The organism is Gemmobacter aquarius (assembly GCF_003060865.1).
Classification (GTDB): domain Bacteria; phylum Pseudomonadota; class Alphaproteobacteria; order Rhodobacterales; family Rhodobacteraceae; genus Paragemmobacter; species Paragemmobacter aquarius.
In genome coordinates this window covers 1825440-1841925 of sequence record NZ_CP028918.1, presented here as the reverse complement: position 1 = coordinate 1841925, position 16486 = coordinate 1825440, and the positions used below count along the sequence as shown (strand labels likewise).

The following is a 16486-nucleotide window of genomic DNA, read 5'->3' as shown; positions in this document are numbered from 1 at the left end:
CGCATAGCGGGACTTGCGCGGCCTTGGTAGGATGCGGTGTGGACAAGGGGGTGCGGCGATGGACGGGGCAGGAGAGCGGCCGATGCGTTCGGCTTTGATCGTGGACGACCACCCGCTGTTTTGCGACGCGCTGTCGATGACGCTGCGGGCGGTGGCAGGGATCGAGGCGATTGCGACGGCGGACCGGCTGGAGGCGGCAATTGCGGCTTTGGACGGGGGGGCTGCGCCCGATGTGGTGGTGCTCGACCTTAACCTGCCGGATGTGACCGGGCTGGACGGGCTGATCCGGCTGAAGGCTTGCGTGGGCGGGGTGCCGGTTGTCGTGGTGTCTTCGCTGGCCGACAACCGTGTGATCGGGGCTGCGCTGCGGGCAGGTGCGGCGGGGTTCGTGCCGAAACATTCGCACCGCGAGGTGTTCCGAGCTGCCTTCGAGGCGATCCGGGCGGGGGTGACCTATGTGCCGGACGGTTTTGTGCCGCTGGCCGATCCGGCGGCTCCGGCCAGCCAGCGCGAGGCGGCCATCGCGCGGCTGGGGCTTTTGACGCGGCAGCAGGCCAAGATATTGCAGCTGGTCTGCGAGGGGATGCTGAACAAGCAGATCGCCTATGAGTTGACCATCGCAGAGACGACCGTGAAGGCGCATGTGACCGCGATCATGCGAAAGCTCGGGGTGCAGAGCCGGACGCAAGCGGTGCTGATTGCGCGGCTTGCGTCGTTTTCGAGTCTGGTGCCAGAGGGGTAGGGCGGAAAATGACGCATTTTCCGCGCCGGAATTTGACGCAAATTCCGGGGCCTTGACGGGGGAGTTGCGTTTTGACTGCTTGCGGGGGGCGGAGTTTGCGTCAAACTCCGTCACGGAATTTGCGTCAAATTCCGTCGGGGGGATGTGAATGCGGGAGGGATTGGCGGGCCTGCCATTGGTCGCGCGGGCAAGTGTCGATGTGGGCGTGGCGCATCCGGTTCGTGCTTTGGAAGCGGCGCTTGGGGATGGGCCGTTTGCGGTTGTGATCCTGTTCATCTCGCCCGAGGTCGATATGGGGGGGCTTGCAGGGCGGATGGCGGGGCGCTTCGGTGGGGCGCCAGTGATCGGCTGCACAACCGCGGGCGAGATTTCGGGCGCAGGCTATGGCGAGCGCGAGATCGTGGCGGTGGGGCTGCCCGCCGCGCATTTCGCGACGGATGTGCTTTTGGTGCCGGACCTTTCGGTTCTGTCGCGCGACACGCTGATCGGCGAGTTGATCCGGCGCAGGCAGGGGCTGGCGGTCGGGCGCGAGGGGTGGCAGGGCGAGTTTGCCTTTCTGATGGTCGACGGGCTTTCGGTGCGCGAGGACGAGCTGACATCGGCTTTGGCGAGCGGCTTGGGGCCGGTGCCGCTGTTCGGGGGCAGTGCGGGGGACGGGACGCGGTTCAGGCAGACCTTTGTGCTGCATGGCGGGCAGGCGTTGCAGAATGCGGCGGTGCTGGCACTGGTGCGGACCGATTGCCGGGTCAAGGTGTTCAGTCTGGATCATCTGGTGCCGACCGAGCGGCGGATGGTGGTGACGGGCGCCGACCCTGCGCGGCGCATCGTGCGGACCATCAACGCCGAGCCTGCGGCGCAGGAATACGCGCGGCTTTTGGGCAAGGACCCGGCGCAACTGACGACATTCACCTTTGCCGCGCATCCCGTGGTGGTGCGGATCGGCGGCAAGCATCATGTGCGGGCGATCCAGCAGGTGGGCGAGAACGGGGATCTGGTGTTCTTTTCGGCCATAGACGAGGGTGTGGTTCTGACGCTGGCCGAACCGCAGGACATGGTGGCGCATCTGGAGCGCGAGTTGGCGGCGCTGTCGGCCAAGGGGCGGCCCGATGTCATTCTGGCCTGCGATTGCATCCTGCGGCGGATGGAGGCGCTGGAAAAGCAGAAGACGGGGGCGGTTTCGGCGATCTTGCGCGACAACCGCGTGGTCGGGTTTTCGACCTATGGCGAGCAGTTGAATTCGATGCATGTGAACCAGACCATGACGGGTGTTGCGATCTATCCCCCCGGCGATGCCGGGTTCGGGGCGGTGTAGCCATGGAGATGCTGGTCAATCCCGCCGATCCACCCGAGCGGCAGGTCGAGAAGCTGAAGATCATCGCCGCCGTGCTGATGCGTCGGGTCGAGCAGATCACCGACGATTCCGGGGCCGCCTATGCCCAGTTCCAGCGGGCGGCGATGCTGGAGGATCAGGTCCGCGAGAGGACGCGCGACCTCGAGCGGGCGCTGGACCTTTTGAACGAGTCGAACGCGCAACTGGCCGAGGCGAACCGCCAGACCGAGGCGGCGCGGCGCAACCTTGCCCATGCGATCGAGACCATCGAGGAAGGCTTTGCGCTGTTTGACGCAAGCGACGTGCTTGTGATGTGCAATTCGCGGTTTGGTATGCATATCAACGATGTGCGGCCATATCTTAAACCGGGTTTGGGCTTTGGCGATTATGTCCGGCTGGTGAGCAGGTCGCCGTTTCTGGAACTGCCCGCAGGCGAGAGTGCCGAAGATTGGGCCGTGGCGCGGCAGAGGCGGCATCAGGACCGGCACGTGATGTTCAACGTGGCGATGGTCTGGGACCGCTGGGTGCAGGTGTCCGAGCATCGCACCGGCGACGGCGGGACGGTGATCTTGCAGACCGATGTGACGGAACTCGTGCGGTTGGAGCGGATAGAGCGCGGCAAGATGCTGGACGATCAGGCGCGGGTGATCCGGGCCACGCTCGACCATATCGGGCAGGGGGTGTGTATCTTCGACGCAGGCGCGCGCCTTGTGGGGTGGAACCAGCGGCTGGGGGAATTGCTGGCGATTCCGATGGCGCGGTTTCGCATCGGCACTGGGTTCGACCATGTGCTCGACCGGTTTCGCCCCGATTTCCGCTTTGGCGCGGGGATGACGGGGGGGCGGTTGGGCGACTGGGTTGCGGGCGATGCCAAGGCGGCGCTGCGCTTCGAGTTGCGGCGCGATGCGGGGATGATTCTGGATGTGTTCGCCGACGGTATGCCGGACGGCGGCTTTGTGATGTCGTTCACCGATGTCACTTCGGAGCGGGTTGCGGTCGAGGCGCTGAGCCGTGCCAACGAGACGCTGGAAGCGCGGGTCATGGCGAGGACGCTGGAACTGGAGGATGCGCTGGGGGATGCCGAGCGGGCCAATGCATCGCGCACGCGGTTCGTGGCGGCGGCGAGCCATGATCTGTTGCAGCCCCTTTCGGCGGCCAAGCTGTTTCTGGCGTCGATTGGCGACGAGGGGCTGACGGGGGCGGCGCGGGGGGCGCTGGACAAGGCGCAGAATGCGCTGGTGTCGGTCGAGGGGATTTTGGCGGCCTTGCTGGATATTTCCAAGCTGGAGAGCGGCAAGGTGGCGGTATCGGTCGGGGCGGTGCGGCTGGACCGCTTGCTTTCGCAGTTGAGCGACGAGTTCGGGGCGATTGCATCGGCCAAGGGGCTGGAGTTGCGGGTGGTGGCGTCGGGCGCGGTGGTGGCATCGGACGCGGCCTATCTGCGGCGGATCTTGCAGAACCTGATCGGGAACGCGATTCGCTATACGGACCGGGGGCGCGTGCTGGTGGGTGTGCGGCGGGCGGGACCGATGCTGCGGATCGAGGTCTGCGACACAGGGCCGGGGATACCGGAAGAGGAGCAGGACAATATCTTCAAGGAATTCCATCGGCTGAACGCGCGGGCCTCGGCTTCCGAAGGGTTGGGGCTTGGCTTGGCGATCGTGGAACGGGCCTGCGCGCTTTTGGGGCATCCGCTGGGATTGGCGTCGGTCATGGGGCGGGGCACGCGGTTCATGGTGCAGGTGCCGCGCTATGGCGGGGGTGCGGTCGAGGAGCGCGTGGCAGAGGCGGCGCCGCAGGGCGGGATGGAAGGGCGGATCGTGTTTCTGGTGGAGAACGATGCCGAGTTACGCCGTGCGATGGGGCTGTTGCTGGAGAAGTGGGGCGTGAGCGTTCTGGAAGCGCAAAGCGGCGAGGTGGCTTTGGAATTGCTGGAGGAATTGGGGATCTTGCCCGATTGCTTTCTGGTCGATCAAGACCTTGGCGGGGGTATGGACGGGCTTGGGTTCATTGCGGCCATGCGCGGGCGGCACGGGGATGTTCCGGCGCGGCTGGTGACGGCGCTGCGGGGCGAGCCGTTCGAGGCACGGTGCAGGGCCGCGGGGATCGAGGTGATGGCCAAGCCTTTGGATGCGCGGGCCTTGCAGGGGTTCGTGGCAGGGCTTCGGATCGTCACATAGTCGTATACGACCAATGTTTCATTTGCGCCGAACGCGACGCAGCCTAAGCTGGCGGAAATTCGGGGGAGAAAAATGCAGCTATCCGACCATCGCGACATCAAGGCCGATCCGGCAACCGTCTGGGCGGCGATTTTGAACCCCGATGTGCTGAAGGACTGTGTGCCCGGCTGCGAAAGCATGACCGGCACGCCCGAGACGCAATTCGAGGCGGTGGTGACGCAGAAGGTCGGGCCGGTGAAGGCGACCTTCAAGGGCGTGGTCACGCTGACCGATATGGTGCCGCACCAGTCGTTGCGGATTTCGGGCGAAGGCAAGGGCGGGCCTGCGGGCTTTGCCAAGGGCGGGGCCAATGTCACGCTGACCGCGACCGAGACCGGAACGCGGTTGTCCTACGAGGTCGAGGCCAATGTGGGCGGCAAGATCGCCCAGCTTGGCAGCCGGATCATCGACGGTTTCGCCAAGAAGATGGCGGACGAGTTCTTTACCCGCTTTCAGGAGGCCATCGAGGGGCCGGCTGACGAAGAGTTGGCCGACGAAGAGTTGGCCGAGGAAGAGGTTGCCTCGGACGTTGACGGTGAGGCCGAGGGCGGTGAAGGTGGGGAAAAGAAAAAGGGCTGGTTCAAGCGGCTGATCGGCTGAACCGGACGGACAACGACAACAGGGAGGACAACATGACGAAGGTCACGATGACCGTGAACGGCAAGACCGTTTCGGGCGAAGTCGAAGGGCGCACGCTGCTTTCGGGGTTCTTGCGCGAGGGGCTGGGGCTGACCGGCACGCATATCGGCTGCGACACCAGCCAGTGCGGCGCCTGCGTGGTGCATGTGGACGGCAAGGCGGTGAAATCCTGCACGATGTTCGCGCTGGATGCGGCGGGATCGACGGTAAAGACCATCGAGGGCATGGCCAATGCGGATGGCTCGCTGAGCGTGATCCAGCAATCGTTTCAGGACCATCACGGTTTGCAGTGCGGGTTTTGCACGCCCGGCATGGTGATGTCTTCGGCGGCGCTGCTGGCGGAAAACCCCAAGCCGACCGAAGCCGAGGTGCGCCATTACCTTGAGGGCAATATCTGCCGCTGCACGGGATATCATAACATCGTCAAGGCTGTGCTGGCTGCGTCTGGACAAGACGTGCCCGCAGTCGCGGCCGAATAAGGCGGAAGGGGAGGAGACCAGATGCCGAAGGATTATGGAATTGGCGCCAGCTCGAAGCGGCGCGAGGATGTGCGCTTTCTGAGCGGGTTGGGAAATTATACCGACGACGTGGTGATCGCGGGGCAGACCTATGCGGTCTTTGTGCGGTCGACCGTGGCGCATGGGCGGATCGTCAAGGTGGCGACCGAAGCAGCCGCGGCGATGCCGGGCGTGCTGGCGGTGTTCACCGGCGAGGATTTCAAGGATGTGGGCGGCAACCCGGCGGGTTGGCTGATCAACAGCCGTGACGGAACCCCGATGAAAGAACCCAAGCGCCCCGTGCTGGCGCATGGCAAGGTGCGGCATGTGGGCGATGCCTATGCCGCCGTGGTGGCCGAAACCCTGCAGCAGGCCAAGGATGCGGCGCAGGTGATTTCGGACGAGACCGAGATCGAGGAATTGCCCGCGATCATCGACATGGCGCAGGCCTTGGCCGATGCGTCGAACCGCGTGCATGACGAAATCGCCGACAACCAGTGCTATGACTGGGGCTGGATCGAGGACAACCGCGCAGCGACCGAAGCCGCGTTCAAGTCGGCGCCGCATGTCACCACGCTGGAATTGGTGAACAACCGTCTGGTGCCGAACGCGATGGAGCCGCGGGCGTCCATCGGCGAGTATTTCCCCGGAACGGGCGATTACAAGCTGACCACGACAAGCCAGAACCCGCACCTGACGCGGTTGCTGGTCGCGGCCTTCGTGCTGGGGATTCCCGAAAACAAGCTGACCGTTGTCGCGCCCGATGTGGGCGGCGGGTTCGGGTCGAAGATTTACCACTACGGCGAAGAGGCATTGGTGCTGGCTGCGGCCAAGAAGCTGAAGCGTCCGGTGAAATGGGTTGCGGAACGGTCGGAGTCTTTCCTTTCGGACGCGCATGGCCGTGACCATGTGACCAAGATCGAACTGGCCTGCGACAAGGAGGGCAACTTCCTTGCCTTCCGCACCGAGACGATGGCGAACGTGGGCGCGTATCTGTCGAACTTTGCGACGGTGACGCCGACGTTCCTGCATGGCACGCTGATGGCGGGGCCGTACAAGGTGCCGCATGTCTATGTGAACGTGAAGACGGTCTTTACCAACACCGCGCCGGTCGATGCGTATCGCGGGGCGGGGCGGCCGGAAGCGACCTATTCGCTGGAACGCGTGATCGACAAGATGTGCCGCGAGTTGAACCTCGACCCGTTCGAGGTGCGGCGCAAGAATTTCCTGACCACCGACATGTTCCCCTATACCACGCCGGTCGGGCTGGTTTACGACACGGGCAACTATCAGGCCACGCTGGATAAGGCGATTGAACTGGGTGACGTGGCGGGCTTCGAGAAGCGGCGTGCGGCTTCGGCGGCCAAGGGCAAGCTGCGGGGTCTGGGGCTTTCGACATGGATCGAGGCTTGCGGGATCGCGCCGTCGAACCTTGTGGGTATCCTTGGTGCGCGGGTCGGGCTTTATGACGCGGCAACGGTGCGGGTGAACGCGACGGGGAATATTTCCGTCATGGTGGGCGCGCATAGCCACGGGCAGGGGCACGAGACGGTGTTTGCCCAAGTCGTGGCCGAGCAGTTGGGCGTTCCCGAAAGCTCGATCGAGATCGTGCATGGCGACACGTCGAAGATTCCGTTCGGGATGGGGTCTTACGGGTCGCGGTCGCTGGCGGTGTGCGGATCGGCGATGACCAAGGCGGTGGACAAGATCATCGCCAAGGGCAAGAAGATCGCAGCACATATGCTGGAAGCGGCCGAGGGGGATATCACCTTTGCCGATGGCAAGTTCAGCGTCGCGGGGACGGACAAGGCCAAGACGTTTGGCGAGATCGCGTTTTCGGCTTACGTTCCGCACAACTATCCGCTCGAAACGCTTGAGCCGGGGTTGGAGGAGACGGCGTTCTACGATCCCGCCAACTTTACCTATCCGGCGGGCGCTTACCTGTGCGAGGTCGAGGTCGACCCCGAGACCGGCAAGGTGGAGGTTTGTTCGTTCACCTGTGCGGATGACTTCGGGAATGTGATGAACCCGATGATCGTGGAGGGTCAGGTGCATGGGGGCGTGGGCCAAGGGATCGGGCAGGCTTTGCTTGAAAACACCACCTATGACGAGAACGGGCAGTTGCTGACCGGATCCTACATGGATTACGCGATGCCGCGTGCGGATGACGTGCCGTTCTATACGGTGGACGCGTCCTGCATCACGCCGTGCACGCACAACCCGCTGGGCGTGAAGGGCTGTGGCGAGGCGGGGGCGATCGGCTCGCCCCCTGCGGTGGTGAACGCGGTGATCGACGCTTTGCATCGCGGCGGTCATACCCATGTGAAACACATCGACATGCCTGTCAGCCCCTCGCGGGTCTGGTCGGCGATGAACGCTTAAGGGAGGGTTTCGGGAATGCATAACTTTGACTTCGTAAAGCCCGCCTCGATTGCGGATGCGGTTGCGGCTTTGGCGCACGATGGCGCGCAGGCGCTTTCGGGCGGGCAGACGCTGACGCCGACGATGAAGCAGCGGCTTGCAGCCCCTGCAGTGCTGGTCAGCCTGACCGGCATTGCCGAGATGCAGGGCGTTTGCCTTGGCGACGACGGGCTGAGCATCGGGGCGGCGACGTCCCATGCGACCGTCGCCGCGGAAGCGGCCAAGTATTATCCGGCGCTGGCGGCTTTGGCCGCGGGCATCGGTGATCCGGCGGTTCGCAACCGTGGCACGATCGGCGGGTCGCTGGCCAACAACGATCCGGCGGCTTGTTATCCGGCGGCGGTGCTTGCATCGGGTGCAACGGTCGTGACCAACAAGCGCAAGATCAAGGCGGATGATTACTTTCAGGGCATGTTCTCGACCGCGCTGGAAGAGGGCGAGATCATCACGGGTGTGACTTTTCCGGTGCCGGAAAAGGCGGCTTATGTGAAGTTCAACCAGCCTGCGAGCCGCTTTGCGCTGACCGGCGTGTTCGTCGCGAAATATGCAGGCGGCGTGCGCGTGGCCGTCACGGGTGCGTCGAACGAGGGTGTGTTCCGCTGGAGCGAAGGCGAGACGGCCCTGTCGGGCAATTTCGCAGGCTCGGCGGTGGCTGGGTTGACGGTTGCGGCGGATGGCATGATCGGTGATTTGCACGGCACGCCGGAGTATCGGGCGCATCTGGTCAAGGTGCTGACCAAGCGCGCGGTCGACGCGGCGCACTGAGCCTGCCCGACCGGAAGAAACGACGGCCCCGCGTAACTGCGGGGCCGTTTGTCTGTGCGGCTACGATTTTTCTGCGAAAAATCCGCCGTGGCTTGCGGGGTTATGCCGATGTTACATCACGCCGGTATCACCAGAGTTTGAGGGGCTTGCCAGTCAGGTTACGCCATATATAGTTTGCACTGTCGGGGCGGGGCTCCCCGCCCTGCTTCCCATGGGGTGCGGGTCGAAAGCGGAGTCTCGAAAACAGAATGGACGGCGATTTCAGAACTCAATTCGTGCGCGATCCGGCGGCGCTGAAGCATTACCCCGCTTTGGTGCTGAACGCGGATTACCGGCCGCTGAGCTACTACCCGCTCAGCCTTTGGCCGTGGCAAGAGGCGATCAAGGCGGCCTTCCTCGACCGTGTGCAGATCGTGGCGGAATACGACCATGTGGTGCGAAGCCAGAAAGCCGAGTTCCGCATACCGAGCGTGGTGGTGCTGAAAGAATTTGTCCGACCCCAGAAGCGCGTGGCATTCACGCGCTTCAATCTTTTTCTGCGGGACGAATTCTGCTGCCAGTATTGCGGGGCCAAGGGCGATCTGACGTTTGACCATGTGCTGCCGCGGTCGCGGGGCGGGGTGACGAGTTGGGAGAATGTGGTGGCGGCCTGCAGCCCGTGCAATCTGCACAAGGGGTCAAAGACGCTGCGGCAGGTGAACATGCAACTGCGGCGTCCGCCGCGCCAGCCGACGGCGGAGGAGATGCAAAGCCACGGGCGGAGGTTTCCGCCGAACCATCTGCATGAAAGCTGGATGGATTATCTGTATTGGGACGCCGAACTCGACGCATGAGTGTTGCAGGGGGCGCTTGCAGGGTCTGACCTGTCGGGTTTGGCTTTGCGTCTTGCGCCGTTCGCGGCAGGATCGTCGCTTTGGGCGGGGAGGTTTCGATGATCCTGTTGCTGGATGCGGCGGTCAATCTGGGCGTGGCGATGGGCTGCGGCGCGCTGATCGGGTCGGAGCGGCAGGTGCGCCAGCGCATGGCGGGGTTGCGGACCAATGCGCTTGTGGCGATGGGGGCTGCGGCCTTTGTGATCTTTTCGCAATTGGTGCCGAACGAGGTCAGCCCGACGCGGGTGGCGGCACAGGTGGTTTCCGGGATCGGGTTTCTTGGGGCCGGGATCATATTCCGCGACGGGTTCAACGTGCACGGGTTGAACACGGCGGCGACCTTGTGGTGTTCGGCGGCGGTGGGGTTGATGGCGGGGATCGGGCAGCCTGCCTTTGCCGGTGTGCTTACGGGGGGCGTGGTCTTCGTGAACCTCGGGCTGCGGCCTTTGGTCAAATGGATCAAGAAGAAGACCCGGGCGGGGGTGCCGGTGCTGCGGGCGTTCCGTGTCGTGGTGACTTGCCGCGCCGAGGGCGAGGGTGAGGTGCGCGCCCTGATGCTGCGGGTGCTGCGCTTTGGCGGTTTGCATCTGTCGGAGATCGCGGCGCGTTCGGGCGACGAGGGGGTAGAGCTTTCGGCCACTGTGTCGGGCGAGGGGGTTTCGGACGAGGCGCTGGAGTTGGCGGTGCAGCGTCTGGCCGCCGAACCGGGGCTTTTGCGGGTACGCTGGGAGGGGCTGGACGAGGGGTAGACATGCTGCTGTGCAGCGAAGCGGTTGGTGCGGGCGGAAAGCGGTGCTAGACAGGGGCAGCGCGGGGGGGTAAAAGCGGCCCCGCGTTAGCGCTAACAGCTTGGCGCGAGACGAGCAGCAGCGAGGGGTTATCCGATGGTTTCGCGTGTCATTCCGGTCGATACGTTCGATCTTGTGATTTTCGGCGGGACGGGAGACCTTGCGCGGCGCAAGATTTTCCCGGGTTTGTACAGGCGCTTTCTGGCAGGCCAGATGCCCGAGGGCAGCCGGATCATCGGGGCGGCGCGGGCCGATCTGACCGAGGCAGCTTTCCGCGCGACGGTGCGCGAGGCGATCGACGAATTCGTGCCGGAGGCGCGTAAGGATGCGGCCGTGATCGACGCCTTCATCGGGCGGATCGGTTATGTGTCGATCGACGCAAAGGGCACGGGTGGGTGGCCCGATTTGCGCGCGATGATGCGCGAGAATGTGGTGCGGGCGTTCTACTTCTCGGTCGCCCCTGTGCTGTTCGGCGATATTGCGGAACGCTTGCACGAGCATGGCATTGCGGATGCCTGGAGCCGGATCGTGGTGGAAAAGCCGTTCGGGCGCGATCTGGCATCGGCGCGGGCGCTGAACGAGACGCTGGCCAAGCATTTCACCGAAGCGCAGATTTACCGGATCGACCATTATCTGGGCAAGGAGACGGTCCAGAACCTGATGGCGGTGCGCTTTGCCAATATCCTGTTCGAGCCTTTGTGGAAGGCCGAGTATATCGACCATGTGCAGATCACGGTCGCCGAAACGGTGGGGGTCGAGGGGCGCGGGGCCTATTACGACAAGTCGGGTGCGATGCGCGATATGGTGCAGAACCATCTGATGCAATTGCTGTGTCTGATCGCGATGGAGCCGCCCTATCACTTTGACCCCGATGCCGTGCGAGATGAAAAGCTCAAGGTGATCCGTGCGCTGGATGCGGTGAAGCCCGAAGATATCGTGCGGGGGCAATATCTGGCCGGAGGCGGGCAGGAGGGGTATGTGGCCCATTCCGAGAACCCTGCCAGCAAGACCGAAAGCTATATTGCGCTGAAGGTTCATATCTCGAACTGGCGGTGGAAGGGGACCCCGTTCTATCTGCGGACGGGAAAGCGGTTGCGGGCGCGGGCGAGCGAGATTGCGATTACCTTCAAGGAGCCGCCGCATTCGATCTTTGACGATGCGGAAGGCTGGCGCGAGAATGTGCTGGTTATCCGGCTTCAGCCCAACGAGGGCATGAACCTGATGATGATGATCAAGGAGCCGGGACCGGGGGGGATGCGCCTGATGCAGGTGCCGCTGGACATGGCCTTTGCCGATGCGCTGGGAGCGGATGCCGAGGATATTCCCGATGCCTACGAGCGGCTGATCATGGATGTGATCCGAGGCAACCAGACCCTGTTCATGCGCGGTGACGAGGTCGAGGCGGCCTGGGCCTGGGCGGACCCGATCATTCAGGGTTGGGAAGAGCGTGGAATGAAGCCGCAAGGCTATGATCCGGGATCAAGCGGGCCCGAAGATGCGTTGATGCTGATGCACAAGGACGGGCGGCGCTGGCGGGAGATCAGGGAATGAAGCTGGAAACCTATCCCGACCGGGAATTCATGATGCTGGGCCTTGCGAATGTGATCGCGGGGCAGTTGGCCGATTTCCTGCGGCGGGAGGGAAAGGCTTCGCTTTGCGTGCCGGGGGGGACGACTCCGGGGCCGATTTTCGATACCCTTTCGGGGGTCGACCTTGATTGGGGCAATGTCGCGGTGTTCCTTAACGACGAGCGTTGGGTGGGCGAGGATAGTGCGCGGTCTAACACGCGCCTGCTGCGCGAGCGGTTGCTGAAGGGCAAGGCGGCGGCGGCGCGGCTGGTGCCTTTGTATGCCGAGGCGGGGCAGCCCGAAGAGGCGCTTGGGGCGCTGTCCGAGGGGATTGCTCCGCATCTGCCGATTTCGGTTCTGCTGCTGGGGATGGGGGCCGATATGCACACGGCCTCGCTGTTTCCGGGCGCGGACCGGCTGGAGGAGGCTTTGGCCGCCGATGCGCCAGTGTTGATGGCCTTGCGGGCCGAGGCGGCGGGCGAGCCGCGCATCACGCTGACCGCGCCGGTGTTGAAGGGGGCGATGAACATCCATGTGTTGATTACCGGCGCAGAGAAGCGCGAGGCTTTGGAGCGGGCAATGGGTCTGTCTGCGCTCGAGGCGCCCGTGCGGGCGGTTCTGGACAACGCGACCGTGCATTGGGCGGAGTGAGACGATGAACGAGATCTGGCAGGCGCTGTCGGCGCATCACGAGGCGGTCAGGGACCGGTCTATCCTGTCGTTGTTCGACGATGCCGCGCGGGCCGAGCGGTTTACGGCGCGGGCGGGCGAGATGGTGTTCGACTGGTCCAAGACCAATATCGACCCGCAAGCGCGGGGCATGCTGGTGGCGCTGGCCGAGGCTTCGGGCGTTGCGGCCAAGCGGCAGGCCATGTTCACCGGCGAGACGATCAACGAGACCGAGGGGCGGGCGGTGCTTCATACGGCGCTGCGCGATCTCGATGGCACGGTGATCGTGGGCGGCAAGAACGTGGTGGCGGGGATCAAGGCCACGCTGGAGCGGATGGAGGCCTTTGCGGCCGATGTCCGCGAGGGGCGGTTTGCCGGGCAGGGCGGGGCGATCACCGATGTGGTGAATATCGGGATCGGCGGGTCGGACCTTGGGCCTGCGATGGCCACACTTGCCTTGGCACCTTATCACAACGGGCCGCGGGTGCATTACGTGTCGAACGTCGATGGCGCGCATATCGCCGATACGCTGCGGGGGCTGGACCCTGCGACGACGCTGGTGATCGTGGCATCCAAGACCTTTACCACCATCGAGACGATGACAAACGCGCAGACCGCGCGCGACTGGATGGCGCGGGTCGTGAAAAACCCCGGCGCGCAGTTTGCCGCCGTGTCGACGGCGGCGGAGAAGACGGCGGCCTTTGGCATCGATCCGTCACGGGTGTTCGGCTTCGAGGATTGGGTCGGCGGGCGCTATTCGCTTTGGGGGCCGATCGGGCTTGCGTTGATGCTGGCGGTGGGGCCTGTGCGGTTCCGCGAGTTTCTGGCCGGCGGGCACGCGATGGACGTGCATTTCTGCGAGGCGGGGTTTGACGAGAACCTGCCGGTGCTGCTGGCCTTGGTCGGTATCTGGCACAACCAGATCTGCGGCTTTGCCACGCGGGCGGTGCTGCCCTATGACCAGCGGCTGTCGCGGTTGCCCGCCTATTTGCAGCAGTTGGAGATGGAGAGCAACGGCAAGCGGGTGGCGATGGACGGGTCGGATCTGGCGATCCATTCCGGCCCTGTGGTCTGGGGCGAGCCGGGGACGAACGGGCAGCATGCATTTTACCAGCTGATCCATCAGGGCACGCGGGTGGTGCCTTGCGAATTTCTCGTGGCGCGGCACGGGCACGAGCCGGAGTTGTCGCACCAGCATCTTCTCTTGGTGTCCAATTGCCTCGCGCAGGCCGAGGCGCTGTTGCGCGGGCGGTCATTGGACGAGGCGCGGGCCATAATGGCGGCCAAGGGGCTGGTGGGCGACGAGCTGGACCGGCAGGCGCGGCATCGGGTGTTTCCCGGAAACCGGCCCTCGACCGTGCTGGCGTACCCGAAGCTGACGCCTTTCGTGCTGGGCCAGATCGTAGTGCTTTACGAGCATCGGGTGTTCGTCGAAGGGGTGATCCTTGGCATCAATTCCTACGACCAATGGGGCGTGGAACTGGGCAAGGAGTTGGCGCTTGCCTTGCAGCCGGTGCTGGAGGGCAAGGCCACGGCGGCTGGCAAGGACGGGTCGACGCAAGCTTTGGTCGAGTACCTTCGCAGCTAGGCTGCGGGTGGCGCCGGTCAGGTGAACATCACGGTGTCGCGCAGGGGTTTAAGCCATGTGCGTGCGGCCTCGTCCGCGTCGATGACGTAGGTCTGGCGCAGGGAACGCGCGAGGTCTTGCGCCTTGCGGGCCATTTCGGCATCGGACCAAAGCGACTGGATGGTGTCGGTGATATGGTCACGGCTGCGGCTGGCCCTGCCGATGACGCGGGCCGTGCCCTGTGCCGCGACTGCATCGGCGTGGTGGGATTGCTCCATATGCTGCGGAAAGGCGACCTGGGGAAGGCCCGCGAACAGGCCGAGACAGAGTGTGCCGTGCTGGCCGGAATGCACCATGAGCCGCGAACGGGCGGCGATCAGGTCGGCGGGTACGGGCTGCGTCTCGACGATGATGCCGGACGCGGCCAGACGGGCGGCGGTTTCGGGTGACGCGGTCGGCAGGAAGGCGCGGCGCGGCAGGGGCAGGCTGGCCAAGGCATCGACCACCTGGGGATCGTTGAGTTCCTGGGTGGAGAAGTAGATGAAAACCTCGTCCCCGTTGGCTGCGATGGTGTTGGTGGTGGGGATTTTGGGAAGCACGTAAGGAAAGCGCCGGTGCCCCTGATAGGCATCGAGGAAGGGCAGGGTCCGCACCATGGGCAGGGTGCTTTGGTAGACCTGTGGCAGGCCCGCGAGCGGGGCAAGGCCGATCCCCGACGCGGCGGCGTTTACGTTGTCGAGGAGCGCTTCCTCGTCATGGAGGCGCGACAGGGGGCCGGCGTGCAGCGGCGGAAATTGCGACAGGTGATCGGGGGGCAGGCCGTAGCCCTGACCGACCGCGATGGTCGGTATGCCGCGCGCCCGTGCCGCGAGCAGGGCAAGGGGGGCGTAATCGGCGACCAGAAGGTCGATCCGGCGTTGGCCAAGGACGTTGTGCCACCACATGACGATATCGCGCACCCTGTCGCGCTGCGAAAAGCCGAGATCGCCGAGGAATTCTCCCCATGTGGCGGTGGTTGCCGATTTTGGTCCCGTTCTGCGGCTTGCATCGTAGACATAGCCCGGCCCGTCATAGACCAGCGCCCCGAGCGGGGCGAGTTCGGCTGCAAAGGAGCGGTTGTAGAGCGCTGCTTCGAAGGTAAAGCCCGGACCGAGCGCGAGGGCGGTTTGCAAGAGTTGAACGATATGGCCTCGCCCGATGCCGAATTCGTTGGCGAGGAGGACGTTCTTGGTCATTCTTCACTGCAGTTCAATGGGGTGGCCGACCGTCCATGCTGACGGTCGGCCTGTTGCTCGGGCCATTCGACGCTTCAGGTGGCGGGACCGCAGGGACCAAGATTCGGGCCACAGGTCGGGCCGCAAGTGGGACCACAGGTCGGGGGAGTTTCAGCAGGCGGTGGAGGCGGCGGCGGCGGAATGACAGCGGCTGGCGGGGGCGTTTCATCCTGAACGCGGACAGCTTGCCCCACCCGAAACGAGCCTGCACAATCGTTGTGACCGATAGGCATATCGGGAGCGATGCCGAACTCGGACCGCATCCAGTCGAACAGGTCTTGATCGTTATAAGCGATGCTGCGGGTCAGGCCGCGTTCCCCGATTGGAACGTTGGTGCGTAGGCCGTTCACCCAAACCGAAACGGCACCGACGAATCCGCCGCCGGTCGACTGGATGTTGCAATTTGCAGCCGACGCATCGGCTTGGGCCATCTGTGTGGTGAAAACGAGAACCGCACCTATGGCAGTGCCCGTCCGCAATAGCCTGCGGCGGAATGTCCGCGGGATTTTCTGCGCGTGACGGGACGCAGTGGCGCCCCGTCACGCGGCGCAAGGGGGTGCGGGGGACGGATGTCCCCCGCTTGATGGTCAGCGAAGGGCTGCCGTGACGATGACTTCTACGCGGTAGGCGGGGGTTGCGAGTTTGGCTTCGCCGGTGGCGCGGGCCGGAGTGTGGCCTTGGGGGACCCAACCGTCCCAGACCGAATTCATCTCGGCGAAATCGGCCATGTCGGCGAGCCAGATCTGGGTCGACAGGATGCGGGTCTTGTCGGTGCCGGCGGCGGCGAGGATGCGGTCGACCTCGGCCAGGCAGGTGCGTGTCTGGTCGGCGACGGAATCGCCCGGATTGCCGACCTGACCGGCAACCCATAGGATGCCGTTATAGGCCACACCTTCAGACATGCGGGGTCCGGTGCCGTAGCGTGTGATGTCGGTGTTCATGAGGAAAAGCTCCTGTTTCCTATGGCGGTTTCTGGCGTCTTTGCTAGCCGTGGCGCGGTGGGAAGAAAAGGGGGGGTGCGCTAGCTTGGCGCTGCGTGCCGCCGCTGCGGCGGGATGCGGACATGGGAACCTGCGCGGGGATCAAACCGCTTTGCGCGGCCCCAAAGCTGTGCAATGTTGGAAAGAATATGTGT

General features: G+C 64.5%; 14 protein-coding genes. 12 read left to right on the top strand and 2 right to left on the bottom strand.

Annotation, left to right across the window (positions count from 1 at the left end):
• Positions 1-82 precede the first annotated feature (82 nt).
• The 12 genes from HYN69_RS08865 (at position 83) to pgi (ending at position 14098) form a co-directional block, all read left to right on the top strand.
• Positions 83-742 (top strand): response regulator transcription factor, encoded by a 660-nt coding sequence (locus HYN69_RS08865; protein ID WP_230426535.1) that lies wholly within the window; start codon positions 83-85, stop codon positions 740-742.
• 148 nt (positions 743-890) lie between these two features.
• Positions 891-2054, top strand: coding sequence for an FIST N-terminal domain-containing protein (locus HYN69_RS08860; RefSeq protein ID WP_108435423.1), 1164 nt, complete (start codon positions 891-893; stop codon positions 2052-2054).
• A 2-nt stretch (positions 2055-2056) separates the two neighbouring features.
• Complete coding sequence (locus HYN69_RS08855) at positions 2057-4252, top strand: hybrid sensor histidine kinase/response regulator (protein ID WP_108435422.1); 2196 nt, start codon at positions 2057-2059, stop codon at positions 4250-4252.
• A 72-nt stretch (positions 4253-4324) separates the two neighbouring features.
• Complete coding sequence (locus HYN69_RS08850; RefSeq protein WP_108435421.1) at positions 4325-4891, top strand: CoxG family protein; 567 nt, start codon at positions 4325-4327, stop codon at positions 4889-4891.
• Between the two features lie 32 nt (positions 4892-4923).
• On the top strand, positions 4924-5409 hold the full coding sequence (locus HYN69_RS08845; protein ID WP_108435420.1) for a (2Fe-2S)-binding protein: 486 nt from the start codon (positions 4924-4926) through the stop codon (positions 5407-5409).
• A 21-nt stretch (positions 5410-5430) separates the two neighbouring features.
• The gene (locus tag HYN69_RS08840) at positions 5431-7809 is read left to right on the top strand and encodes a xanthine dehydrogenase family protein molybdopterin-binding subunit (protein ID WP_108435419.1); all 2379 of its coding nucleotides are present in this window, start codon (positions 5431-5433) and stop codon (positions 7807-7809) included.
• A gap of 15 nt (positions 7810-7824) precedes the next feature.
• Positions 7825-8613 (top strand): FAD binding domain-containing protein, encoded by a 789-nt coding sequence (locus HYN69_RS08835; RefSeq protein WP_108435418.1) that lies wholly within the window; start codon positions 7825-7827, stop codon positions 8611-8613.
• Positions 8614-8861: 248 nt separating this feature from the next.
• The gene (locus HYN69_RS08830) at positions 8862-9446 is read left to right on the top strand and encodes an HNH endonuclease (RefSeq protein WP_108435417.1); all 585 of its coding nucleotides are present in this window, start codon (positions 8862-8864) and stop codon (positions 9444-9446) included.
• A gap of 98 nt (positions 9447-9544) precedes the next feature.
• The gene (locus HYN69_RS08825; protein ID WP_108437115.1) at positions 9545-10234 is read left to right on the top strand and encodes an MgtC/SapB family protein; all 690 of its coding nucleotides are present in this window, start codon (positions 9545-9547) and stop codon (positions 10232-10234) included.
• A gap of 135 nt (positions 10235-10369) precedes the next feature.
• Positions 10370-11824, top strand: coding sequence for a glucose-6-phosphate dehydrogenase (gene zwf, locus HYN69_RS08820; protein WP_108435416.1), 1455 nt, complete (start codon positions 10370-10372; stop codon positions 11822-11824).
• Complete coding sequence (pgl, locus tag HYN69_RS08815; protein WP_108435415.1) at positions 11821-12492, top strand: 6-phosphogluconolactonase; 672 nt, start codon at positions 11821-11823, stop codon at positions 12490-12492. Before zwf ends, pgl begins: the two co-directional genes overlap by 4 nt.
• A gap of 4 nt (positions 12493-12496) precedes the next feature.
• Complete coding sequence (gene pgi, locus HYN69_RS08810; RefSeq protein WP_108435414.1) at positions 12497-14098, top strand: glucose-6-phosphate isomerase; 1602 nt, start codon at positions 12497-12499, stop codon at positions 14096-14098.
• Between the two features lie 17 nt (positions 14099-14115).
• On the opposite strand, the gene HYN69_RS08805 is transcribed toward pgi, so the two are convergent.
• Positions 14116-15312, bottom strand: a complete 1197-nt coding sequence (locus HYN69_RS08805; protein ID WP_108435413.1) for a glycosyltransferase — start codon at positions 15310-15312, stop codon at positions 14116-14118.
• A 626-nt stretch (positions 15313-15938) separates the two neighbouring features.
• Complete coding sequence (locus HYN69_RS08800; protein ID WP_108435412.1) at positions 15939-16292, bottom strand: RidA family protein; 354 nt, start codon at positions 16290-16292, stop codon at positions 15939-15941.
• Between the last annotated feature and the right edge of the window lie 194 nt (positions 16293-16486).